The sequence below is a fragment of the Rhodopirellula baltica SH 1 genome (assembly GCF_000196115.1).
In the GTDB taxonomy this organism is placed as follows: Bacteria; Planctomycetota; Planctomycetia; order Pirellulales; family Pirellulaceae; genus Rhodopirellula; species Rhodopirellula baltica.
The window spans coordinates 1,482,094-1,507,178 of the sequence record NC_005027.1; the positions used below are offsets into that span (position 1 = coordinate 1,482,094).

Annotated in this window: 18 protein-coding genes; 10 read left to right on the forward strand and 8 right to left on the reverse strand. The window is 55.4% G+C overall.

The window, feature by feature from the left end; translation table 11 throughout:
- Positions 1–55 precede the first annotated feature (55 nt).
- The 3 genes from RB_RS05650 to RB_RS05660 form a co-directional block, all read right to left on the reverse strand.
- On the reverse strand, positions 56–778 hold the full coding sequence (locus tag RB_RS05650; protein ID WP_011119056.1) for a CPBP family intramembrane glutamic endopeptidase: 723 nt from the start codon (positions 776–778) through the stop codon (positions 56–58).
- A gap of 177 nt (positions 779–955) precedes the next feature.
- A complete protein-coding gene (locus tag RB_RS05655; RefSeq protein WP_164921576.1) occupies positions 956–2,344 on the reverse strand; it encodes a serine/threonine protein kinase in 1,389 nt (462 codons plus the stop codon).
- 4 nt (positions 2,345–2,348) lie between these two features.
- On the reverse strand, positions 2,349–5,408 hold the full coding sequence (locus RB_RS05660) for a hypothetical protein (protein WP_164921577.1): 3,060 nt from the start codon (positions 5,406–5,408) through the stop codon (positions 2,349–2,351).
- 326 nt (positions 5,409–5,734) lie between these two features.
- Between RB_RS05660 and pilM the strand changes: the two genes are divergently transcribed.
- From pilM to holA, 4 genes are all read left to right on the forward strand, one after another.
- The gene (gene pilM, locus RB_RS05665; protein ID WP_011119060.1) at positions 5,735–7,894 is read left to right on the forward strand and encodes a type IV pilus assembly protein PilM; all 2,160 of its coding nucleotides are present in this window, start codon (positions 5,735–5,737) and stop codon (positions 7,892–7,894) included.
- A 69-nt stretch (positions 7,895–7,963) separates the two neighbouring features.
- Positions 7,964–9,754 carry a hypothetical protein gene (locus RB_RS05670; protein WP_011119062.1) on the forward strand — a complete coding sequence of 597 codons (1,791 nt, stop codon included), beginning with the start codon at positions 7,964–7,966 and terminating at the stop codon, positions 9,752–9,754.
- Positions 9,755–9,869: 115 nt separating this feature from the next.
- Complete coding sequence (locus RB_RS05675) at positions 9,870–11,909, forward strand: hypothetical protein (protein WP_164921578.1); 2,040 nt, start codon at positions 9,870–9,872, stop codon at positions 11,907–11,909.
- A 6-nt stretch (positions 11,910–11,915) separates the two neighbouring features.
- Entirely contained in the window at positions 11,916–12,965 is a 1,050-nt protein-coding gene (gene holA / locus RB_RS05680) for a DNA polymerase III subunit delta (protein ID WP_007326016.1), read from the forward strand.
- 15 nt (positions 12,966–12,980) lie between these two features.
- Here holA and RB_RS05685 read toward each other — a convergent pair whose 3' ends face one another.
- Positions 12,981–14,930, reverse strand: coding sequence for a PAS domain-containing sensor histidine kinase (locus RB_RS05685; RefSeq protein WP_164922735.1), 1,950 nt, complete (start codon positions 14,928–14,930; stop codon positions 12,981–12,983).
- A gap of 802 nt (positions 14,931–15,732) precedes the next feature.
- Between RB_RS05685 and RB_RS05690 the strand changes: the two genes are divergently transcribed.
- A complete protein-coding gene (locus RB_RS05690) occupies positions 15,733–16,236 on the forward strand; it encodes a DUF1990 family protein (protein WP_231846540.1) in 504 nt (167 codons plus the stop codon).
- A 60-nt stretch (positions 16,237–16,296) separates the two neighbouring features.
- Here RB_RS05690 and RB_RS05695 read toward each other — a convergent pair whose 3' ends face one another.
- A complete protein-coding gene (locus tag RB_RS05695) occupies positions 16,297–17,109 on the reverse strand; it encodes a ZIP family metal transporter (protein ID WP_164921579.1) in 813 nt (270 codons plus the stop codon).
- Between the two features lie 617 nt (positions 17,110–17,726).
- On the opposite strand from RB_RS05695, the gene RB_RS05700 reads away from it, so the two are divergent.
- From RB_RS05700 to RB_RS05715, 4 genes are read left to right on the forward strand one after another with little or no spacing between them, the layout of a single operon-like run.
- A complete protein-coding gene (locus tag RB_RS05700; protein WP_011119071.1) occupies positions 17,727–18,797 on the forward strand; it encodes an NAD-dependent epimerase/dehydratase family protein in 1,071 nt (356 codons plus the stop codon).
- Positions 18,797–19,429 (forward strand): vitamin K epoxide reductase family protein, encoded by a 633-nt coding sequence (locus RB_RS05705; RefSeq protein WP_164921580.1) that lies wholly within the window; start codon positions 18,797–18,799, stop codon positions 19,427–19,429. The genes RB_RS05700 and RB_RS05705 overlap by 1 nt, the downstream gene beginning before the upstream one ends.
- Positions 19,429–19,785 (forward strand): SPW repeat domain-containing protein, encoded by a 357-nt coding sequence (locus RB_RS05710; protein WP_011119073.1) that lies wholly within the window; start codon positions 19,429–19,431, stop codon positions 19,783–19,785. Before RB_RS05705 ends, RB_RS05710 begins: the two co-directional genes overlap by 1 nt.
- Entirely contained in the window at positions 19,776–20,975 is a 1,200-nt protein-coding gene (locus RB_RS05715; protein ID WP_011119074.1) for an ATP synthase subunit alpha, read from the forward strand. Before RB_RS05710 ends, RB_RS05715 begins: the two co-directional genes overlap by 10 nt.
- A gap of 61 nt (positions 20,976–21,036) precedes the next feature.
- Here RB_RS05715 and RB_RS05720 read toward each other — a convergent pair whose 3' ends face one another.
- From RB_RS05720 to RB_RS05730, 3 genes are read right to left on the reverse strand one after another with little or no spacing between them, the layout of a single operon-like run.
- Positions 21,037–23,145, reverse strand: a complete 2,109-nt coding sequence (locus tag RB_RS05720) for a tetratricopeptide repeat protein (RefSeq protein WP_011119075.1) — start codon at positions 23,143–23,145, stop codon at positions 21,037–21,039.
- Positions 23,142–23,648: a biopolymer transporter ExbD gene (locus RB_RS05725; RefSeq protein ID WP_011119076.1), complete on the reverse strand. Its 507-nt coding sequence runs from the start codon at positions 23,646–23,648 to the stop codon at positions 23,142–23,144. The genes RB_RS05720 and RB_RS05725 overlap by 4 nt, the downstream gene beginning before the upstream one ends.
- Positions 23,645–24,085 carry an ExbD/TolR family protein gene (locus RB_RS05730; protein ID WP_011119077.1) on the reverse strand — a complete coding sequence of 147 codons (441 nt, stop codon included), beginning with the start codon at positions 24,083–24,085 and terminating at the stop codon, positions 23,645–23,647. Before RB_RS05730 ends, RB_RS05725 begins: the two co-directional genes overlap by 4 nt.
- Before the next feature lie 89 nt (positions 24,086–24,174).
- Between RB_RS05730 and RB_RS05735 the strand changes: the two genes are divergently transcribed.
- A complete protein-coding gene (locus tag RB_RS05735; protein ID WP_164921582.1) occupies positions 24,175–24,816 on the forward strand; it encodes a class I SAM-dependent methyltransferase in 642 nt (213 codons plus the stop codon).
- Positions 24,817–25,085 lie beyond the last annotated feature (269 nt).

Genomic DNA, 25,085 nt, shown 5'->3' on the forward strand with positions numbered 1-25,085 from the left:
CTATGTGCGCTTTCGCACCGGATGGAACCATCACCGCGAACCTGCGTTCGCGATGCTAACCTGGCAGAAGACCAAACGCAGCGGCCAGGAAGGCGGGGCCGTTGAACATGGCGTGGATCAAGATGGCGACGGTCGTGTTTCGGGTTCGATCGAAGATGAATGGCAAGATCAGCATCAGCGGCAACGAGAGGATTAACGTTGAAACGCCAAAGGGGATGTGGAAGGCGAGCCATAGCAGTCCAATCACGAACCATCCATTTGGCACGTTGAGGCGTGATTGAACATAGCCTCGCCACAGCAGTTCTTCTCCAACGATGTTCAGCAGAAACATGGGTATCCAAAGGAAAAGCAACAGTCGGTCACGACCATCCAATGGCGACATGTCGATGCACCAAGGTGCCGTTTCAACCGGCGGCAACAATCCAAGCTGAGCCAGGATGAACCATGCAGCGATTAGCGAACCTGTTCCGGCCAGCACTGCGAGTACGCCACCAACTGCGTAGAACCAGTCTGCTTGATTCATTGGCCGTACACGAAGCGAAGCCATGATTTTGGCGACGGTGTTGGCTCCTTCTCGGTGGGCCTGCCATACCGAGTAGGCGATCATGGGAGGAAACAACAGATACCCGATCAAGTACCAGTGGGTTGCCGGGTGAAGTCCTGCCTGGGCTCTCACTATCGGAAGAACAAACCATAGAAGCAGCACAAGGTAAAAGGTCGCCGCAGAAAAGATCGCGGTTGCTTCCGAGATTGTGAGAGAAGTGTGCTGGCGATTCATTGAGATGCATCCAAGCCGTTTCTACGCATCCGTCAAAAGTTTGCGTCAACAAAACACATTGTGTTCAAGTTCGCGATTGAAAACGCGGACAAGGCCATCGTGATTCGTTCTCAATCGCAAATGCCAACCTGTTTGGTGAATGGCAATACCAGGTCGAAAACATGGTCGTGTTGTATGTCAGAACAGCACGCCGCGAGCGGTGAGGTATCCAAATAGGAAACCGATCGCGGTGAAAAGGAGGATGCTGACCAACCACGTGGGAGTCAAAATTCCGGCTGTGTGCGAAACGGCGGGCGTGGGCGACTCCGCCGGAGGATCTCGAGGCGGCGGAGGTGGCGTGACGACCGAGTTGGTGCTCGATGTGGTTGAGTCTGGGGCCGATACCGCCGATCCAACGTTGTCCCAGCTCATTTCGTCGAGCATCGATTCGCCAAATGAGTCCTCTGGGCTTGGGATGCCGGCGGCGGGAATCGCGACCGGACGCATGCCTTCGCCGATTTGGATCGATCCTGAATCGTTGGTGTCCGCATCCATTGTCGCCCAAGGACTCAGACGCATCACGACTTCCGCTGCGGTGGTGATTCGCCGAGACACTTCCTTTTCCATCATGTCTGCGATGGTGTCGACAAACGCTTCGCTGAGTTCCGGTGCGTGCTGAGTTGGTTTGAGCGGCATCTCATTCAGATGCCGGCGACATTTCGATTTCGAATCCCCACCGGGAAATGGCACGGCGCCGGTGCAGGCGTAGTACAGCGTGCAACCGAGCGAATAGATATCGCTGGGCGGACCGACTTGATCGGGCGTTCGAATTTGTTCGGGCGACAAATAGTCCGCCGTTCCAACCACCATACCGGCCCGCGGGTCATCATCTGGACCGAATGACAAAGCCGCCAATCCAACGTCGGATACTTTTGCGTGACCGTCGGGAGTGACCATGATGTTGGCTGGTTTCACATCGCGATGGACCAAACCGGATTCATGGGCGTAGGCGAGTCCCGCGGCGGCTTGAGCAATGATTGATGCGGCTTGTTGCATCGACAGTCGCCCGTGCTCACGAACCAAACGTCGCAGATCGGTACCCGGGACGTACTCGGTGACTAGGTAATGAACCTTGCCATCTTTGCCCGCGTCAAAGGCCCGCACCAAGTAGGGACTGTCGAGGTTCGACTGAAGCCGAATTTCACGAGCAAAACTTTCGAGGCTCAGTGGGTCTGACTTTTGTAGCGGCAGAACCTTGATCGCACATTGTCGGCCCATGATTTTGTGCACGCCACCAAAGACCTGCCCCATGCCACCTTGGCCAAGGAACTCGGTGATGACGTAGTTGCCCAACGTCAGTTTTGTTCGTCCAGCCCGGATTTGTTGGGATTGGTAAGGCGTCAAGATTCGGTCACGAACCAGCACCTTGGACATTTCCTCGCAGACCAGTTCGGGATTCAAGCGGTCTTCGCTGGCGAGGTTTTGTTTGACCTCTTTGGCAGCGCGTTCCCACTGCTCCGCTTTGAGCAAATCAGATCTCAAGGCGGCTTCGCGAAAAACGGCGACGGGGGAAAGCGTCTCGGTCATCGGCTCACTTCGCGGTATCGAAGACAACGCACAAATGAGTCACCCCGTGACCGGAGGACGCCCATTCGATTCGATCGTCTTCGCATTTGACTTCGCCGTCGATCGATGCGGCATCGATGGATTGCATCGAAACGGAGGAAGATGTTTGCGATGCATCGCCGTGGTCTTTCCCTAGCGGCCGAGACAGGGGCGAGATCGGATGTGCGAGTGCGACTGGTTGGCAGAACCGCACGATTCCGCGTACTGATTTGCTGGTCGTCTGAATCGCTCGCAAGTGCATCACCATTCGGCCGTCATCCAACAATCCAGTGCCGACAACTTGAATTCGCATCGTCGATGGTGAGGCATGAATCAGCCACGAACCCGCGGGCACACCTTTGCGGAGCATTTGGCCATCGGGAACTTGCAGAACCGTTGGGGTTCGCCAGGGTTGCATGGCCGCATCGATTGGATGAGGGACATCAAATCCAAAAGCAAATTCGTGCCACGGTGAATAGTCATCGCTGACTTCGGTTGAAGTGCCCGACGTATCCGTCAGCGGCAAGAGTGTTTCGAGAAAACGATCTTCGCTGCGTCGATGGAAACCGTTGCCGTGAGTTGCGACCAACGTTTGGCATTCGTCTTCTTCGTGAACAAACCCCAGCGGTGCGATGAAGCGGCGAGCACTCGTTCGATGCAGCTTTTCACGCACGATCGCTCGCACCACGGGGCTGGCTCCTGGAAACGCCATTCGGAGGACAGGGTGATGGATCCAGTCCAACGAATCTGCGACGCCACCAGCATTTTGCGATGAGACGCTGGATGTCTGGAAACGAATGCGATATCGAACCAACCGACTGCCGCGAACCAATTCGATTTCTGATTGCCACTTCAGCGTTTTGGTGGAAGCACTCGTTGTCGAATCCATGACCTGGTCGCCAGGCATTTCGATGGTGCCTTCCAAGGCCACAATGCCGCGAGAGACACTGTTCTCTTTCGTTTGAACCGAATGGCATTTGGCGACAACGCCCTCGGCGTTCTTTTTCGCTCGCACGAATTCAATCCGAGTCGACAAGCGATTGCCTCGGACCTTTCCGCTGTAGACGCCTTGGATTCCACCGTGGTCTGAATTGATCGATAATTCCAAGAACTCATTGCTCATTCGTTCGCCGTCGACGATCGGACCTGGGCCGCGGCTCATCGATCGACCAAGCTGTTTGGCCCAACGGATCAGTCGAGGATTGTCATCGTCGGTCGAATTTGGGCGAGCACTGTTGTTGGGATCAGTCAACGAAGCTTTGGCGGATGCGTTGGAGCTGGTCCATCGGTAACCCCATGCGGGAACGTCCAGTACCGCGTCGGTGTTTCCGCGGTCGGCGTGTGCATGGAAGATCGAACGATCGTTGCTTGGCAACTTGCCTTTTACAATCACACGTTGGCGAGTCGGAACACTGCTTCCGTTGACAACCAGCACGCTTTCGGTTGGTTGGTTTTTGCCAGCGACGTTCGCATCGGCGGATACTTCGATGCAATCGTTGAGGCCAAGCGATTCGGCCAAGCCATGACTGAGATCGGTACGCCGCGGATTCGCCAACATGGACAATCCGTTGGCGTCACGTTCGGATTGACTGCGAACCAACGATGCATACTGCGACGCGGATTGCCTTGCCGCGGTCGAACCTACTCGCATTCGATCGGCTGGTGAATCTTTCCACGATGCGGATGAACCATGGTGATAGGGGTGTTCACCGTCGATGAAGTACTCGTCGATTTTCCAGAATCGACCAAGTGCGAGCGTCCAGGTTGCGGCTCGATTGAGATCGTCAAAGCTTTCACAGCCTTTGCCGGGCCAGTGAACCAACAGCGCCGTCGCGATTTCTCCCGCGTCGATGGCTTCGCCTAAACGAGTTCCGAGAGTGAGGAAAGAGGACTCGTTGTTGGCATCGATGGGCTTCGCGGTCAATGCTTCGATTTCGTGACCGCTTTCGCCAAGAATGACTTTGGCTTCGTCACCAAATCCGGTTCCGTTGAGGAAATCAATCGGCAGTAAACCGCGGCACTGAGTTTGTGATTGACCGTCGTGTTTGTGGCTGGCCAACGCCGCGACAATTTCGGGAGTCGTGCTGCCTCCCAAGCGTGCGTGCACGATCATCGGTTGACCGACCGCACGTTGGACTTGATCAATCGATTCTCGCAGCGACCGTTCCATTTGATCGATCGTCAGTTCGTCGTAACAAACGGTGGATGCTGGTCCACCGCCCGCCCACGACATGGCATCGGTTGCCAATCGCGATTGGAAGGATTGCTGCACCGAGTCGTTGGAATTCAATACCGCCTCGGCGACCGCTTGATCGACCAAAACGTTGCGAGGTGTCGACAAGATCGCTTCGGTGTCGCTGGACTTTGGTTCGGGCAGATCCAGAAAACGATCCAGCGTCGATGGGGTCAGCAGCGTCAAATCGATCAGCGATGGATCGGACGCAAAGTAGTGGTCACGTTCTTCCGCCAAAGCATCAAAGCAATCGTGCAGTGCCGCGGCGGTCGCTTCGGCGTCGTTTCGCACCCAAGCCTCGGCGGCGTCCAGGACTCGCGTTTCGAAATAAACCTGGTCGAGGTTGCTGGTGTAGCGAAGCCGTCGGGTGAGCACCTGGATCTGCCACCACGTGTAGCTGAGCGCGAAAAAGTCGGCTTGCGAAATTTCGCGGCCTTTTTCGGTCACCAAACGGACATCGTCCAGCAACGAGGCCGATTGATTCGGCCAATTGTCGTTTGGATTCTTCTTCAGCGTGCTCGAGTCACCGAACCAACTGGACTGGATCGACGAATCAATGAGAGCCAGCGCGTTGTTTCGGCTCTGGCATCGGACGCGGATGTCTCGATGTGAATCCAGATCGACGGAAACGCTTCGGTTGTCGGAATCGGATGCCGGCAATGATTCACGAACGGAAGCAGTCAATTTTGACAGGCTGGCTTCGGGAATCAGCAGCAAACGGACTGGGCCAGCGGTCGAGGAGTCGGATTCGGCTGATTGTGACGCCTGGACGGGGTCCGTCAGGCTGCCGATTGGAGTCGGCGGCGAGGGCAAATCGTCGGCTCGATGCCAGGTGGGTAGTCGCCCCGCCTGAGCGAGTAGGCGAGGATGCCATGCCGCGGTCAGAGTGCCCAGGAGGCTCCGGGCGGCGTCATGATCCAACCGAGAGGGGAAATCTTCGATCGTGCTGCAGGGAATTAGGACGCAACATTCGGCAAAGGACGGCATGAGCGACTAAAATTTGACGTGAAGGAGCGAAAAGGGGATACTAGCGGTTTGGCGAGATCGCCGGCACCTCCCGGACTCGCCCCTGGTGTCAACTTTAGCTGACACCACTCATCGATATAAAAAATCTTGTCTCTTCGTGTTGAAAGTAAACCATGGCCGGATCCGGCGGCGTTTGGGGAATTGAAATTGGTCAGAGCGCGCTCAAAGCGTTGCACTGCGTCAAACAGGGCGATGAGATCGTTGCTGATGCCTTTGATCTGATCGAGTATCCCAAGATTTTGGGGCAAGCCGATGCGGATCCGGACCAACTGATCGCCGATGCGCTGGATCAGTTGATGCAGCGGAACGACGCGATTCGCGATCGCGTTTGCATCAGCGTTCCCGGTCAAAGTGGTTTGGCAAAGTTCTTCAAGCCACCACCGGTGGAACTGAAGAAAATCCACGACATCGTCAAGTACGAAGCCAAGACTCAAATTCCGTTTGAATTGTCCGACGTGGTTTGGGATTACCAAACGATGCCGGGTGCCACCATCCAGGAAGGCTACGCACTTGAAAGCGAAGTCGGATTGTTCGCGATGAAACGCGAGCAAGCTTACCGGCAACTCGCACCGTTCAAAGATGCCGACATCGAAGTCGACATGGTGCAGCTGACTCCGATCGCGCTCTACAACATGGTCGCCTACGACCGGTTCCACGAGCGGATCGAGAATGAAGCGTTCGACCCTGATGAGCCTCCGACGTCCAGCGTCCTTTTGTCGATCGGTACCGACAGCAGTGATTTGATCGTCACGAACGGTTTCCGGATTTGGCAACGCAGCATGCCAATTGGTGGTAATCACTTCACTCGCCAATTGACCAAGGACTTGAAGCTAACGTTCGCGAAAGCGGAGCACCTCAAACGCAACGCTCGCGAAGCGGTCGACCCAAAACTCGTCTTCCAAACCATGCGACCGGTCTTCAACGATTTGGTCACGGAAGTTCAACGTTCAATTGGGTTCTTCCGCAGCATCGACAAAAAGGCCGAGATCACCGAACTGTTGGTGACTGGTAACACGGTCAAGATGCCAGGTCTGGCCGCTTACCTCGGTAAGAACCTTGGCTACGAAGTTCACACGCTCGACCGATTCAATCGCTTGTCTGGCGATGACGTTCTCAGCATCCCAACTTTCCGTGACAACGCGCCGACGTTTGCGGTTTGCTACGGTTTGTGTTTGCAGGGCTTGGGTCTGAGCCAGATCCACACGTCGCTGATTCCAGCTGAGATCAAGACGGAACGCATGATCCGCGCGAAGAAGCCCTGGGCTTTGGCGGGGATGGCGGCGCTGCTGCTGGGGACGACGACCCAGTACGCACTCACTCAGCGATCTTGGCAAACGACTCACGAAAAACTGTGGTCCGGTGCCGCTCAGGCCGTTTCGAGCATGTCGTCGCACAGTTCGGATCAAAAGTCAGAGGATTCGTTGTTGGTCAGTCGCTTGACGTTTTTGAATCGTCTGGGCGAAGAAATTTCCGGCAACGCGGAACGTCGACTGGTTTGGTTGGAAGTCATCAACGCGGTCAACGCTGCGATTCCTCGAGCCGAATACCCCGATGACAAAATTCCGAGCATCAAAGAACTGCCACTGGAAGATCGCATCGACTTCCACATCTCCGAAATCGACACCAAATACTACGAAGACCTCGCGGAAGATTGGTACTCGGAGCGTTTGGATGCTCGGTACAAAGAAGAAATGAAGAACTGGTACGACCTGATGCGAGATTCCGCGCCGCCGGAAGAACTCGCCGAGGACACCGGTCCCGAAGAAGACGGTTGGGTGATCCAATTGAAGGGATACCACTATTACAACAGCCCCAAACACAAGGGCGAAGAAGGTAGCCAACACGTTCGGAAGTATTTGACGACTGCCTTCCGCGAAAAACCGATCACCTTGATCGACCCACAGGGCAACCCAATCACCTTCACACCAGAGGAGTTTGGTTTCAGCTACCCAATCCTGCTGAACGACAACCAACCTCAATTGGTCCAGGTGCCAAACCCGGACTACGATCCCGTCGCTGCGATGACTGCGATGCAGTTGCGAGCTGATGGCGACGAAGACGTCGAAGTTGAAACGCAATTTCTGGAAGTGTTGCGACTGGATTTTGTTTTCCAGGTCGTTTGGAAAGAAAGCGTTTTGAGCGAACGAATCAAAGCAAAACGATTGGCAGAGGAAGAAGCTGCCGCCCAAGCGGAATTGGAAGGTACCGGCGACGGATCAGGACCAGACGACGATGTTGATGCCGATCCGGATTCAGTCGCGATGGCCAACTAGTTCAATACAACGGCGATTCACGTCGCCATCAACCACACACCACTTTTCACTCTCGACTCGGTCTGATCGATGGATCAACTCAAGCAATCATTCGCTGCTGCAGCCAAGTATGGCTTTTGGATTGGCACCGGCACCATCACACTTGGTGCGTTGGTGATTTGGTTCATGGTCACGGGCGCTTTGGTGGAGGAAAACAACAGTCGAACGTCAAAGATCAAAAGCGACGTCAGTGCTGTGTCGACGCTTCGTTCTGAACTGAGCGAGCATCCCAATCAGATCTCAAAGGCAGCGATGGATTTGCTGGTGGAGGGACGCCAGGCCGAAGTTTTGCAAGTTTGGCAGGAAGTCTACGACGCCCAACGCGATATTCTGGTTTGGCCGGAAGAAGAGCTGACCACCGAATTCGTCGATGAATTTCGCGATTTGATGCCAATTGAAACGCACATTGCGCATCCACCGGAAGACGGACAAGAGATTCCGAGTTCGTACCGGAATCTGTACGCGTACTACATTAAAGACGTGTTGCCCAGCATCGCGGAAATCGCGAAGGCTGAATGGGAAGCAGAGTTTCGGTCCGCCGGTGCTGGTGGGATGGACGCCATGATGGGTGGCATGGATTCGATGATGGGTGGAATGGATGGAATGGGCGGGTATGGCGGTATGGGCCGCGGCCCCATCAACATTGCCGGAGTCGAAGATGTCCCGTTGGTGGATTGGCCGGTCAGTTCTCAATCCGCCATCATCACCGAATTGTTTCCTTGGCAAGGACGCACGCCTTCAACGTTGGAGGTCTACTACAGCCAAGAGAACCTTTGGATTTTGCGTCAGTTATTGGCGATCGTTGCGGACGTCAACGGTGAGGCTCAACAACCGTTCGAAGCCAAGATTCACGTCATCAATCACCTGTCGCTTGGTAAGAAGGTCAAGTTCACCGCTGGTTCCATTCAAAAACCCGGAGTCGCCATGACGGGCGGCATGGGCATGGGCATGGATATGGGAATGGACATGGGGATGGGTATGGGAGATGACATGTACGGCGGAATGGATTCAGGCGACTTGTACGGCGGAATGGATTCGGGCATGGGCACAATGTCCGAAGCTCCTGACCCGGTGGACAATCGTTATGTCGACACGGCGTATGAGCCCATTGACGGTGCGACTCTGCGTTCCGCACTGGAAAGCGAATCACCTGAGGATGCGCCTTTGAAAGTCGCGAAGCGAGTTCCTGTCATGATGTCGTTGCAAATCGATCAGCGTTACATCCCCGATCTGTTGGCCGCTTGCGGCAGTGCTCCACTGATGGTGGAAGTCAAGCAGGTTCGCATCCTTCCCAAGTCGGCCGGTTCTAGCGCCGTTGGCGCGATGGGCGGCGGCATGGGTGGTGGCATGGATTCCATGATGGGTGGCGGTATGGATATGGACATGGGGATGGGCATGGACGGCGGAATGGGCATGGGTGGAATGGGAATGGGGATGATGGGCGGCGGTGCCAGCCAAGGTCCCAAAGAGAAGTTCCCGCTCGACGTCACCGTGGAGGTTTACGGCCTCATTCACATCTACAACCCACCTGATGAAGACAAGCTCGGCGTTGAGCAAGTTACCGAAGACACGGTGTTGGACGGTGAAACCATGGCTCAGAGTGCCGAAGATGACCTCAAGGAAGGCAGCAATGGTGCCGGAGCTGGTGCGGGGACGCAGCCCGCTGTGGACACACCCGATTCTGCTTTGCCACCGCCTACGGCTGACCCCGATGCGACGACACCAGCCGAGGATGCGACAACTCCGGATGCAAACGAGGCTTCGCCTCAGCCGGCTGGGGAAGCTTCCGTACCAGGTGGCTCCGCTGGAACAACCGGTTAAGCAGATCGCGAACGTTCAGGTTGGTCGTGGCGACCGTCCAACCAAGAACTAGTTCAGCAAAATGAGTCGTCGCCGACCTTTCCTTTTCTCTTTCGTTCGTGCGAGTCAAACCATCATGGATGCCGACAAAATCAAACAGTTCTTCATCTTCCACGGTGAAAAATTTGTCGTCGGAATTGTTGTTCTGGCGGCTGGTTGGATGGTCTACTCCGGCCTGAACATGCCCAACATGTTGGATGAAGTTCAACCGGAGCGTTTGACGACCGATGCCAACACGGTTCGCAACAGCATCGACGAAGATCACAACGAGAATATTCTGCCTGATCGAAAACCGGTTTTCGATATTCTGGCCGAAACCGCCCGTAAGCGAACGCCGGTGGACGCGACCGCCTACAAGATGCCTCACTTGCTGGAACGCAAGACGATCGACACATCGGTTCGTCGCAAGGATCCGGTTGTGCATGCACCTCTTGAACTGAGAGTCGACAGTCACATCGCATCGATTGCGATTTTGTCGCCAAGCGGTAAGTACCCTCTGAAGGACCTGGAGGGTGCGGAAGCATTGGAAGTCGTTGAGCAAGAAAAACCACGTCCCCGAAGCCGTCGTCGAGGTCGCGGTGGCATGGATGAGATGATGGGCATGGACGGGATGGGGATGGATGGAATGGGAATGGATCAGGGAATGGGAATGGATATGTACGGTGGCGACATGGGCATGGGAATGGATCCGGGGATGATGGGAGGCATGGGAACCATGTCAGCCACCGCCGCCGGTCGCCGATTCAACCCGAAGCACAATCTCGGATTCGTTCCGACGGCGAAGGACAGCAAGCTGCCTGTTCCGCAATACGCTTGGTTCATTTCCGGGACCGCCGTGATTCCTCACAAGGCGATGGCGGAGTCGTTCCGCGAGGCACTGCAGAGCGCCGAAGGATATCTTCCTGTCCGAGATCAACCCCTGTATTTCAATTACGAAGTGCAGCGGGCAGACGTCACCAACAAGAGTGTTGATGAGTTGGCGGACGAAGATTGGATTCTTCGCTACACGCGTGAGCAGAACGTAAAGGAAGCCGCGAGAGTCTGGGCTGGCTACGCCACCGAAGTGGTGCCGGAGGACTACCGAGACTTGAACGTCACCGCTTACATCCCGCCCGTGTTGTTGGTCGATTACACCGACTTCGTGACGCACCCATTGATTCCGATGGTCTCGCGACGTGAGAAGCAGATGAAGGCTCGCGAGGAGATGATGCAGGAACAGAAGTTTGGCGTGGATGATCTCGAGCTTGCCGGTCCAGGCGCCGGTGGAATGGGCGGCATGGACATGGGCATGGATATGGGCATGGACATGGGCATGGATATGCAGATGGACATGGGCATGGGAATGGGAGGCATGGGCTCCTACGGCGGGATGGCAATGGTGGAAGAAGATCCGGTTGATTACAAACTGATGCGTTTCTACGACTTCGCCAGCGATCAAGACCGAAATACACCTCGTCCCGGACGAAAATACGTCTACCGAATTCGCCTGGCGGTGGTGGACCCGAACTTCCCCGCCAATGCTTTGCAGCAACCAAAGATCTCATCACTCTCGGGCGAGGTCTATCAACGAGTTTCGAAGCTGATGGAAGCTGCTGAAGCGGACAAAAATCGCAAGGGCCACTTCCAACGTTGGTCGGATTGGAGTGGACCAAGTCCACAGATTTCTTTGCCCACATTCACCGACTATTACGCTGGTCCCGTCGAAGTGTCGCGGGTCAAGGAGTTGGATTACAAAGGCAAGAAAGTCGAGTACTCCGCCGATCCGCCGACGGCAAAGGCCGTCAACCTCAGCTACAACATCGCCTACAAAACGTTGATGCCAGTCTGGATGGAAAACCTGCAGCCCGGTTCGGTTCTCTCCTATGAAGGACCGGCTGAGCTGATTGATCCGATTGATCTCGTGGTCAAAAAGGTGGAAGATGCGAAGATTACTTCGCAAACCACCGTGATCGATATCAATGGCGGTCGAGTACTGCCCATGACGGGCGACTCCGAACTGGAGGAGCCCGGAATGATGCTGCTGTTCGACGAGAACGGGTCGTTGAAGGTGACCGGCGAAGTGGAAGATCAAGAAATGTATCGGATCTACTCCTTTGCCGAAGAACGCGGTCTGTAATAGCGAATGCCACGATTCAACGCCTTTGAATACCTTTCCTCGCCCGAATCCACTCAGGCGGGAAGTAGCATCGGCGTTGTCTACGGTGTCGACAGCACGCTGAGGAAATGGGCAATCGATGCGATTGTCGGTGACAGCGAGTGGACGCAGGTCGACGGAGAAGTTTGCAAGTGGTCGGATCTGCGTGATGATCTTGCCACGGCATCCTTGTTCGATTTCGACGGTGGTGACAAACGAACTCTTGTGGTTCGTTCGGCCGACAAATTTTTGTCCAATCATCGGCCGGAAATCGAGAAGTACGTTTCCGCCCCTGGTGATGCCACCCGGTTCGTTCTGGAATTGGAATCGCTTGCCAGCAACACTCGCGTCTACAAGGCGGTCGATAAGTCGCATTTGCTGGTTGCGTGTACCAGTGCGACGGACGCGAAACTCGGCATCACCGCGGCGTCACGCCGGAAGTTTCTGACTTCGTTTGTTGCTGATCGCCACAAAACGCAACTCGCTCCCGCCGCCGCGGACGCCTTGGTCGAGATGTTGGGCGAAGAGATCGGCATGCTCGACACCGAGATTGCGAAACTCGCATTGTATGTCGATGTCGGCGGGAAAATCGAGGAACCTCTCGTCCGGGATGTCGTGGCCGGTTGGCAGGGGAAAACGGTTTGGCAAATCACCGATGCGATCGCTGCTGGAGACGCAGCGGAAGCGTTGCGACAACTCGACAAGCTTTTCAGCGGTGGTCAACGTGCGATCGCACTGCTGCCTCAGATCGCATGGTCGTTACGGCGTTTGGGAATGACCACCGCAGCCATCGAATTTCGCGAACGAAGTGGACGTCCATGGCAGTTCGAGGACGCTCTGGCAGCCGGTGGAATTCGCCGTGGATTCGAAGTGCAATCGGCAAAAAAACAGCTGCAGTCGATTGGCCGAGAACGGGCCAAACAGCTGCTGCCATGGCTCCTCGACGCTGATCTGCGTTTGAAAGGCACTCATAGCGCCGAGGGGCGCGACCGATTCTTGCTCGAGCAATTGATTCTCAAGCTTGCTCGACAAGCCTGACCTTCGAACGAACGCTCAAGACGCGTACGCTTCACACTTCTCGAACGAATGAACCGCATTTTCGCGGGGCCAAGTGAAGTGAAACGCCGCACCTTGGTGATTGTCAGACTCCACCCAAGCGTCGCAGCCCTGGACTTGGACCAACCGTTTGACCAAATGCAGGCCCATTCCCGTCCCACGTCGGTCTTTACCGCTCTCCAGGGTTTGAAACATTCCAAAGATTCGTTCTTGGGAACTCTCTGGGATTCCTGGTCCGTTGTCGCGAACCGTGAAGTGATACGAGTCACTGGTGGTTTCCGCGGTGACAATCACTTGGCTGCTGCTGGCCGCGTGCTTGATGGAGTTTCCGAAAAGGTTACGGAAGATTTGTTCCAGTGGCCCTCGAGCGGTTGAAAGGCTTGGCATCTTTGTCGGCATCACCAGCTTCATCGTGGGCGGAGGTGACATGAACGCGAACAGTTCCGGCAACGCGGTGTTCAGGTCCACCCATTCCACGGCATCGGTTTGCCGTGTCACGCGTGCGTAGGCGAGCAAGTCGTTGAGCAACATGTCCATCCGGCTGACTTGTGCCTGCAACATCTTCAAGTGTTCACGCACCTCTTGGCCAATTTGCGGAGGCATGTCCTCCTCGATCCATTCGGTCAGGTGCATGATTCCACGAAGCGGAGCCTTCAAGTCGTGCGATGCGATGTAAGCGAAGCGGTCCAGGTCTTCGTTGCTGCGTTCCAGCTCTTCTTGCTTGCGTTCCAAATCCATCGCAACTTGGTGACGTTCGGTGATGTCGGTGAACGTTGCCAGCGTCATGGACTGGTTTTCAATCTCAATCGTTGCGGTAACCAGACTGATCCGCATCGTGGTTCCGTCGGCACGCTTGGTCTCAAATTCGAACTGAGTATTCGCGGTTTGGTTCAGTGAAAAGCGATCCTTTGGCGGTGTCAGCTTTTCATGAAATTCAGAGGGGACCAAATCGATCAATTGAGTGGGACGATCTTGGGTAGGACTCAACTGATACATCGCCTCAATTCGCGAATTGATCAATTGCAGCTGGTGGTTTGAATCGATCAACACACTGCCCAGGGGACTTCGCTCGAACAGATTTCGGAACTGAGTTTCCTGGCTGGCCAGCGCGAGCTGAGTTTGTTCGATTTCGGTGATGTCGGTTCCCACCACCAAAATGCGTTTCTCGTCGTCATGAAGCGAAGGCAGCGAGTACTTATCGATCAGCATTTTATATACGTCGCCGTTCTTGTTCTCTAACGTTTCAGGAACATGTCGAACGGGACCGTTGCCTTGCAACAGTTGCCGATCGGATGCTTGAAAGCGTTCTCCTTGTTCGGGATACACGTCGCTGGTGAGGCGACCTTCGATTTCATCAGGAGTCATCCCCGTGGCATTGGCGGCGGCGCGGTTCACTCGAAGAATTCGATGAGACTCGTCCTTGATCCACACAAACGTCGGAATGGTATCGAGGATCGTTTGAATCTCCTGGTGACTCGCCTCCAGTTCTTGCTTGGCACGCAGACGCTCGTCCACATCATGCAACACTCCCAGCCAAAACGTTTCCTGGCGGTCTCCTAGAGTGATTCGTCGCCCACCCTCTTCGGTGTATCGATAGCTGCCGTCTTGACGGCGAAGTCGATATTGAACCGGCGTTTGATTTCCTAGCTCAGCGTTGTCGCCCCATCCAGCGAGCTGATTGAACGCGGCCCGGTCTTCCGGGTGAACGAGATCCAGCCAAACCTGGGATGTCCGTTCCGCCTCGGGGACTTCATGACCCAACGAGGAGAAACACAGTTGACTGAACAGCGGGGGTTGAGAATCGTCACCGTCCTGGGAAAGCAACGGACGCAAATAGAAACCACAGGTGGCAAGTTCCAACACGTCGAAGAAGAGTTCCCCGTGGGACTGGAGGTAGTCGCGGAGAGCTTTCATGCTGCTAGTGATCGGATAAGAGGAGTTGACCATTGATTGCACCGGTTCGTTTATCATCGTCATATCGGCAACTCACTCGCCGCTTCATTTTGAAATCCCCTCGCGGGACTTTCGGACGCCAAGAGCCGGGGGAGATGTCTTCGACAACGTATTGGTTTCCTCGCATGAATTTTGAGCGTTTTGCGTGGCACAGCAAATGAGCGGATCCATCCAACCGTTACGTCGTCACAGCGGTCGAACGAACTGCGGTAAGCGATGACCGGCGAAAGGATGTCAGTCACCTTTCGCTGGCACGGCCCACGGAGACTTCGCACAAAAGTACGTGACACTTATCTCCCGACCGCTCATTGACCGACCGGTTTGCGTCATCGTTTCGCTAGGCATCTCCAGCCAAGATTTCGATCCGCCCTGGCAAGTGAGTCCGCTGCATCGAGGCACCATTCATTGGTCTTCAATGGCGAACCTCGTGACTCACCCGCAATCTTTTAATTGCGGGAAGCCGATGGAGACTTCCCAACGAGCGAAACCACATACGGTAAGTTGACGCACTGTCGTTTCGCTGTGCATTGCGATCGTGAGCGATCCGTTGTCGATGCAACCAATTCGGAGTTGGTAACTCGAATCGGCGAATGCATCATGCGTTTGAACGCAACATCGCTGGACGAGTGAGCGTCGTTGTTTGAACGACACCGTTACGGTTCGCATTTCATTCGCAGTGAACATTGCAACACGTGTTATTGCCGAGGTCCCATTGTTCAGTTTGACCAAGCCATCCCATCAAGAGCTTCTGCAGAAAATTGCCGAGCAATCGCGGTCGCCGTTTAACTATCCCGATGTGGGGGCGAGCCTCTGTGAATTCCCCAGTGGTTATGAACACCACCACCATCGAGTTCGATTGGGACGGGGGCAGGAAGTCTTCGACAGAGCGAAGGAAGCACTCGGAAATTGGCGTCAGTTCGATGTTGGGTGGGTGGAAGCAATACCCTCGGACACGTCGATCACGGTTGGTAACACGATCGCAATTCGAGTTCGCATTTTTGGCGTTTGGGCGGTCGCTTTTGACCGGATCGTTGATGTCTACGGCGAGCAAGACGGGGAGTGCCGCCGCTTCGGGTTCTCGGTCGGGACACTGACGGAACACCCGGAGCAGGGCGAGGAGCGGTTTTCGATCGAGATCGATCGGGAAGATCATGTGGATTACGAAGTCGCAGCATTCTTTCGACCGAACACCCTGGCCGCGAAAATTGCGTGGCCGGTTTTGCATCGACGGTTCAATCGTTTCCGAAACCAATCCGCTGAGGCTATGCAACTGGCTTGCAAACTTGGACCGAGCTCATAACGAAACGGACGGTATCTTCAATTCTGAGCAACGGCTTCGAGCCTCCGTCCGTTTGTTGCACTATCCCAGTGACACATCGAGAATCATCATCACGGTGAACCCCAGCGTGAGGCAGAGCGTTGCCAAATCTTCGTTGCCTTCTTGATGCGTCTCGGGAATGAGTTCTTCAACCACGACATAAACCATCGCCCCAGCGGCAAAGCTCAAGGCAAACGGAAGCACCGGTGCTGCGTAGACAACGATTGCCGCACCAAGCACCGCGGCAATTGGTTCGACGATCGCGGAAGCTTGGGCGATCAGCCAAGATTTCATGCGACTCATTCCTTCGCCTCGTAGCGGCACCGCAACCGCGATGCCCTCGGGAAGATTCTGAAGACCAATCCCAATTGCCAACGCGGTTGCACCGCTCAGCGTGGCCGATTCAATGCCGGCGGACGCGCTGCCAAACGCGACGCCCACCGCGAGTCCTTCTGGAATGTTGTGGAGCGTGATCGCTGCGATCAACAGAACGCTTCTCTGCCAAGCTGTCTTGGGACCTTCTGCAGATTCGGTTGGCATGCCACGGTGCAGGTGAGGCAGTCCGCGGTCCAAGCCGTACAGAAACGCGCCGCCAATTAAGAAGCCGACCGCGGCAGGCAACCAACTCGGCCATCCTTGTTCTGCAGCGGCCTCGATCGACGGAGCAAGCAGACTCCAGTAGCTGGCGGCCAGCATCACGCCGCCGGCAAACCCAAGCATCGCGTCGAATAGTTTGCGAGGCACATTGGTCAAACCGAACACCACGGCCGCGCCGAGTGCCGTGAGTACCCATGTGAAAATGCCAGCCAACAAGGCTTGTAGCACAGGTGTTTGTTGTTGCAGCCAATCAGTCATGGATGTGAACTGGAAGTCGAGGAGAGTTGTTTGGCTTCGTCCCGTGACGTTTCGTTTCAAAGGCGTCGTCTGCCAAGACGCCGACGACTGATGACGAGAAATGCAGGGACGATCCGGCCAACAACACTGCACGTCCCGTGAGACGCATACGGCGTGCCACTTGCTCGTTGTGGCATCATGGCTGTATCCGCAAGCACCACATCTTTGGTCTGTTCCGGCGGGACCAAACTTAGCAGCCTGTTGATTTAGTCGCATACCGAATGACAATCATTAGCCGTTGGGCGTTAGCCCCGGTTGGCGTCTAGTCAACCGCCGCGAACGCGGTGCGGTTCAATAAATCAACAGCCTGTTAGCCGATTTTTGCGCACATTTCGGATCGCACTGAATTGGGCAACGAATCGGCCGGTGCGAACTTGTCGGGCGGAAGGGGGCCTGCAAATCGCCGTGTGGGCAATGATTGACATTGCCGTAATGCGAGGTCGTCCACTCACGCTCTTATCACTCCAACTCGTCGTTGTAGATTGCCGGAGTCTTACTCATCGCGCTGAACGTTTTGGCATGTCGCTTGCGGGTCTCGCATCTGAATCGACGACATCTACTCAGTTGGTAGGAGCATCATGTCTGAACAACCAACCACAAGTCAGCGACCCGCCGTGATCGTGACTGGCAGCACGGGAATGCTGGGGTATCCGGTCTGCTTGCGGCTCGCTGAAGCTGGCTATCAAGTCTTCGGGTTTGATCGAGTCGGTCTCCCTGAACCACCGAAGCTACATGATTTCGTTCGCGACATCCAGTGCGACATGGCTGACTCTGTGTCGGTTCGAGCTGCGATGGAAAAGGTGCACGAACTGACCGGTGGTCGGCTGGCCAGTGTCGTTCATATGGCGGCTTACTATGACTTCTCCGGCGAAGACAGCGATTTGTACGAGAAGGTCACTGTCAACGGAACCGATCGGCTTCTCAATCAACTCGAGGACTTCGAGTACGAGCAGTTCGTTTTCACCAGCACCATGCTCATCCACAAGCCATGTGAAATAGGCGAACGAATTCGCGAAGACGATCCGCTTCAGGCCAAGTGGCCGTATCCTCAAAGCAAACTGGAAACCGAACGACTGATTCGGGAGGGGCACCCGAACGTCCGCTCCGTTTTCCTGCGAATTGGTGGCGTTTACACGGATTATGGGCGGCAACCGACTCTCGTACAACAAATCAAACGCATCTACGAAAAGGACTTCCAAGGTCACTTCTTCCCGGGTGACACAGATGCCGGCCAATCAGCGGTGCATTTGGACGACACGGTCGAGGCGATCGTTCGGACGGTTGAACGACGATCTGACATCGAAGCCAAAACAGCCATTTTGATTGGCGAGCGGGATCCGCTTTCGTATCAAACACTCCAAGATCGAATCGGAAGGGAACTTCACGGCAAAGAATGGTCAACGCACTATGTTCCATCCGCGCTCGCGAAAGTCGGAGCGGCGGTGACGGACGTGGTCCAACGCGGCGACTCGTTCATCAAACCGTTCATGATCGACATGGCCGACGATCACTATGCACTGGACATCTCGCGGGCCAAAGAGTTGCTGGATTGGGAACCGCAACACAGCCTTTCGGAGACACTGTCGACGATAACCAGACAGCTGAAGTCAGACCCTGAGACTTGGTATCGAAAGAATGGGTTGAAGTGATGTCGAAAGTGACCATTCCGGTAGACGATCTGAACCGAAACGTTCCGCCTTACAAGCACAATCCGTCGGCCTGGAGTCAGCGGATTCCGATTTGTTTGTTGGCATTCGTCGCCGCAGCGATCTCAGCCCATCTTTCGTTGTATCAGTGGGGATTGATCGAGAGTTCTTACGACCCGGTGTTCGGCAACAGCAGCAACGATGTGCTCACGTCGGACACCGCCAAAACGATGTACGGCATCCTTGGCATCCATGATGCTTCCCTGGGTGTGTTGGCCTATCTCGGTGACGCGATTCTGGGATTCGCTGGATCAACCAGACGATGGCAGTATCGTCCTTGGTTGGTGATTTTGTTCGGCATCGATGTGATTCCGCTTGGTATCGTGAGTGTGATTTTGGTGATTTGCCAAGCATTCATTGTCGGGGAATGGTGCTTTCTGTGTTTGGTGACCGCGGCGATCTCGTTGGTGCTCGTTTACTGGGCGTGGGATGAAGTCCGTGTGTCGTTGGCTTACTTGCGTATTGTTTGGGCAGAGCATCACGATAAGCGTTTGCTTTGGGATGCAGTGTGGGGCGTTCGCTCAGAAAAACTGGATGCGGCCGGTGAACAACTACTTTCGCGTGAGGTGCGCTGATGTGGGGACGAGTGATCGAAATCATGACGGCGGTTTGGTTAGCAGTCAGCCCGTTCGTGTTTAGCGTGCAATCTGATCCGAATTTGCTATGGGGCGATCTCGGAGTCGCTCTGTTGATCTGTGTGCTGTCCGGTTTGTCTTACTGGCATCCAACGCGTCATGCTCATTTGTTGATTCTTTTGGTTTCGATTGGATTGATTGTTTGGGGACGCTTCGCGGTCCTGCCACCGACTCCTGCTCACCAAAATCACATCGTCGTTGGCATTTTTCTCTTGATGATTGCACTCATTCCAAACGAAGCCTCGCTGCCACCGAGGGCGTGGCGAAAGCTTCCAACCGGAGACGAATGTCCGTGAGCGATCGACTCGTCGAAATTGGCGTGATCGTCACGGGAACACTCGACGCGGTGGACGAAGCCGCGGTGCGTCGCGGACTCGATCAGTTTCGCGAATTTTTGAGAGTTCGTTTTCCGGACTTCCGATGGGAAGTCAAAACGACGCGGCGTCCGGAATCGGTCGCGTCAAAGCGAACCGCGCCGAGTGCGTTGTTGCAACAAGCGTTGAACGAACGAGACGAACAGCACTGGGATTTCGCGTTCGCGATCACCGCCGCAGAACTCGAGAGTCACTACTCGCACCATTGCTTCGCGGCGCTCAGTCGGCCATGGGATTCTGCCGTTTTCTCGCTGTCGCTGATCGACCCGCGTGCGATCGGACGAGATGCGGAATCGGAACTGCGAATCGCAACCATTGCCAATCGATTGAGTCGATTGATGTTGCATGCACTCTCGCATTTGCTCGGTCTTGTTCGCGATTCCAACCCGACGAACCTTCTGTTTCATCCTTCGTCAGCAGAGCAACTCGATGAGATGGAAGAACTCACTGATTCCCAAGTGGAACAACAAATCTCGGCACTTGTCGAAATTGCCGATCAACGTTTAGAGGAACGTTCAGGCAGCTCAACGACGTGGATCAATTTCATGTTGCGATCGGCGGTCATCAATGCTCGGGAAATATGGCAAGCGATCTTCGCGGCGCGACCCTGGCAATTCCCGCGGCGGCTGAGCGGGCTGACCTTGGCGGCCGTGTCCACCTTGGTCGTGTTGCTGCTGACCGCGGAATCGTGGGACTTGGCATTGTCGCAAAGTTTTGCCAGCACCACTGGCTTGGTTGTCGTGTCCTGGATTGGCACCACCACTTACGTCGTGTTTCGTCAGCAATTGATCGTTCCAAATCGCACACGACAAAGCGAACAAATGGTTGTCACGAACCTGTCCGCGATTGGAATTGTCTTCGCCGGAATGTTGGTGACTTGGTTGACACTCACGGTCGCTGCCTTGGCGATCGCTGGACTTTTGTTTGGGCCCAATCTCATCGCCGAGTGGGCTGCATCTTTGTCGCAACCAGCGTCGCAGATTGGATGGGCGGAACGTTTCTCGATGTCGACGTTCAGTGCATCGCTGGGGCTGATGATCGGTGCACTGGGAACCAGCTTCGAATCGCAACACTACTTTCGCCACATCATCTTTGTAGACGAAGAAATCTGATTGCGTCGCTTGGAATGAATGATCTCTCGGATTCGGTGCCGTGCGTTGTACCCAGATGAAATCACTGCTGCGAAAGGCGTTCGTATGCGTCCCGGGTCATTCGGTCAGTTGGTGGGATCGTCAGCAACACCATTTTTGCGGATGCCCTCGCCTTGTCTGGATCACCGGACGCGGCAACGGCTTGAATCCAACCAATCATCGCTGAATGCCAACTTGGGTCACCTTGAGGGAGTCCGTCCGCCAGTCGCTTCCACCATCGCGCAGCGTGCTTCTGATCCGATTTGGACTGGGAGACTGCGTACGACGTCGCGGCTCTCCGGCACCATTCATCCGCGCCGGATGGTGATTGTTGCAATTCGGTCGCGATCAACGTTTCCGCCGCATCGCGTTGGCCGGCCCAAATGAGCCAACCGGCACGCTGGAGATCGGTCGGGAATTCTCTGTCTGACGGAAGCGACAGCAGGTAGCGCCCGACATCGACTCGTCGAACCGGATTCTGAACCACGTCCAATTCCAGACGCATCGCCAAAGCGTCATTCACATCAGCAGGCGGCGACGCCTCGATCAGATCCGTTTGGTTTTGACGGAAAGACGCGAGTTGCTGAAAGAACCCATCGCTCGTTTCTTTTTGCAGTTCGCTCCACAGGGCATCGGACTTTTCCGCGAGCAAGACGGTCAGGTCCGCGTGAGTATGCCGAGCCGTCTTTGTCGCGTTGTGTCCCTGAAACGCTTGGTGCATTGCCGCGATAATATTGGGACTTGGTTGGTGAATCCAAGCATTTGCCCAAGATCGAATCGCCTGGGTTCGCACCGAATCACCCGATGATTCATCTGCCCAGTGAACATCGACAAACTGAACGGAGATCTTCGCTGCCTCAAGCCATTCCGATTGCCGTTCCGCCCAAGCCATTCGCCAACGCGTCGCGGCGAAAGCGGATTGGGACTCCGGCCATTGTTGTGTGATCTGGATCAGCATTGCTTCGACATCGGCATCGGTGGCAACCGTCGTTCCCGCGGCTTGACCGATGGTGGCCGCCTGCAGCAACGCATCCGCGGAGCTTGTCGAGTTGGGGTGTCGTTGGCTGATCCGATGAAGCAACTCGATCGCCGCTTTCGCGTTGGAATGCCGCGATAGGATCGCCGCCGCTTTCATCGCTGAGTCAACACTTCGGGTGGCGACCTCATCAGAGACGGCGGCTTTTGCAAAGTGCAACGCTGCTTGCATGGATTGGCCGCGCCGAAGGTAGTACATCGCATCAGCGATCCACAGCCGCGGATCGGATCCGTCGCCCGGCGGATTGGCGGAATCCATTCCTGATTGCAGACGAGTTTGAGCGACGATGGTGTCCGCCCGATCTTTCGCGTTGACTCCATGCCGTTTGCGAATGATTTCCAACCAATCGGCGATTGCTTGTTCGTCTTTTTGTAACAACAGATAGCGCAGCCGAACCAGATCCATTGCGACGCCAACGTTGGCCGCCGTTGGATCGCTTCCGTAGACGGCATCAAGCATGTTATTCGCCGTTTCCATGTCACCGGCCGACAGTGCGACTCGGATGCGCAAAGCCCGGACGGATTCGGATGACGAACTTGATTCTGAGGTTGTTACGACCGCGCCCGCAGATTCACGAAGGACAGCGGCCGCCGATCTCGCGTCACCTTGTCGAAGATGAGCCTCGGCGAGCAATCGCAAGACTTCCGCGCGAGCGATTCCCCCTGAGGGCAAAGCCGACAATGCCGCTTCCGCGATCTTGACCGCCTCGGCGGCTGATGCGACCCCGTCGCCGCTTCCTTCGGCGAACAGTTCGGATTTGAGCACCGCCAGTTCGACCCGGGAAAGCCATAGCAAACTCACTTCACGAGGCGACTCGGATGATTGCAGCTCATTCAGCTGAGCCTCGAGCCTCCCATCGGCTTCGCCAACGTTGGTCAGCAGAAGCGAGAGTTTGTCATCGGGGATCGGTCTCGCGATGACTTCGATTAAATCGTTTCGAGTGGACTGCACATGGCTGTCACCGGAACTCGTATCGACCAATCGCGATGTGCGATTTGCCGAGTTCGTGTTTGTTGCATCGGATGTCGTTTGAGCCAAGCCCACCGTGGCCAACAGCATCGCTGGTAGGCAGGTAGCAACCACGACGAAGTTCAGTTGTTTTAGCCGGAAACTCATGGCGCGGTGGGCTCCGCCGTCGAGTTGTTCACCAGACTGGATGAACGGTCAGCTGAAACGGCCAAGTGAACTCGGTCGAGTCCAGCCAATCGAACCAAGTCGACGGTCGCAACAGTGATCGCCATCGAGACGTCGCCGTCCGGATCAACAATCACTGGCGGTGAGATTCCTAGTTCCGCGATCGCATCCAACCGTTCCCGCAATGAAATCACGGAATTGAACTGCGTCGTCCCCAGGACATAACGCACCGACTTGGAACCGGTGCTTTCGATCTTCAGGATCAACTCCTCCATCGGAATATCATTCGTCTGTTCGGGAGGCAGTTTCTGCGACGAAACAGACGACGACTCCGCGGCAACTGCCAACCCGCCCGGCATGTCTTGCTCGGGTGCATCGAAACTACTGGTCCAGACAAAGAATACCAGCAGCAGAAAAACGACATCGATCATCGACGTCATGCCGACGCTCTGTTGCGAATTGCTTTGGATGGCGGGACGCTTCATCGAGACGCTCCCGACCGGTTCGATGATGGCAGTGTCGCGATCGATAAATCTCGGATGCCGATTCGGTTGATACGATGCAGCACCGGTTCAACAAACCGATACGCCACGCTTTGGTCGACCCGCAATCGAACGGGCGTCTCAACGATCGATTTGGTTTGGCTGAGCCGAGTGATCATCTCATCCAGGTCGACTTGGGTCGCCCCCAACCACAACTGATGTGACGAATCCATTGTCAGATTGATTGGAGCCGCGTTCGGATCACTTTCGATCGACGACTGGGCGGATGGCAGATCGACCGCGTGCCGGTTTTCTTGGCGAGCCAAGTGACTTGATACCAGGAAGAAAATGATCAACAGAAACACGACATCGATCATCGGTGTCATGTTGATCTCGTCCACCCGACGACCGTCTTGAATGGATTGGCTGGGTGAACGCATGGGAGAATGAGATGAGCGAGATAGTCACGGCGGTTCCAGACCACTATCGTAGTGCAAATTCTACATTTGTTTTTCACGCGAAAAATTGCATGACTTCGGAATCTTCCTCGTCGCTTTCACAAGACACGCCAGATTGTCCCGAAGTTCCGCGCGGTGGTGCATGGACGTTCGTCAAAAATTTCGCTCGAAACCCGAACCAGGTGGGGGCGGTCTGGCCCAGTAGCCCAGGTTTGGTGAAGCGAATGGTCGAGTGGTTTGACTGGGAAACCGCTCGTGGAGTCGTTGAGTTTGGGCCCGGGACCGGCGTCTTCACCGAGGCCATTCAGAACCAATTGCACGAAGACGCGAAATTCTTTGCGATCGAGCGGTCGCCTGAGTTGGCCGCGATCACCCGCGCTCGTTGCCCGCAAGTCAATGTGGTGGAGGATTCGGCAGAATCAGTCGCGAATCTTTGCCGAGACAATCAGATTGACCAGGTTCACGCGATCATTTGCGGTTTGCCTTGGGCATCGTTTCCCGACAGTTTGCAAACCAGCATTCTGGAAGCCACCCTGGACGTGCTGGCTCCCGGTGGTCAGTTCGCGACCTTTGCGTACTGGCAAGGCGTCGTGTTGCCCGCGGGCCAGCGTTTTTCGAAGAAGCTTCGAGGGGCTTTCACCGAGGTGCACCGAAGTCCCACGGTTTGGCGAAACATGCCGCCGGCGTTTGTTTATCGCTGCGTCAAACGCTGAAGCCTTTTCTCGTCTGCTTGGGCATGACCGTTGCACTGGTGACGACCGCGGTCGCCATTGGGCCGGATCAATGTCTCGTACTGTCGATGACTCAGGAAAATCACCCACGCGGTGAAGAAACCGCCAAGGGTGACGCTATTTCCATCCATCGGTTGGAAGGGAATACGATTGATCGAACAACGGCGACCAGCGACAATAGGTTGTTCGGCCAGTTCATATGGGCCGCGTTCAACAGACTATGTCGCGACCGCATTCGCGTTCAAAAAATC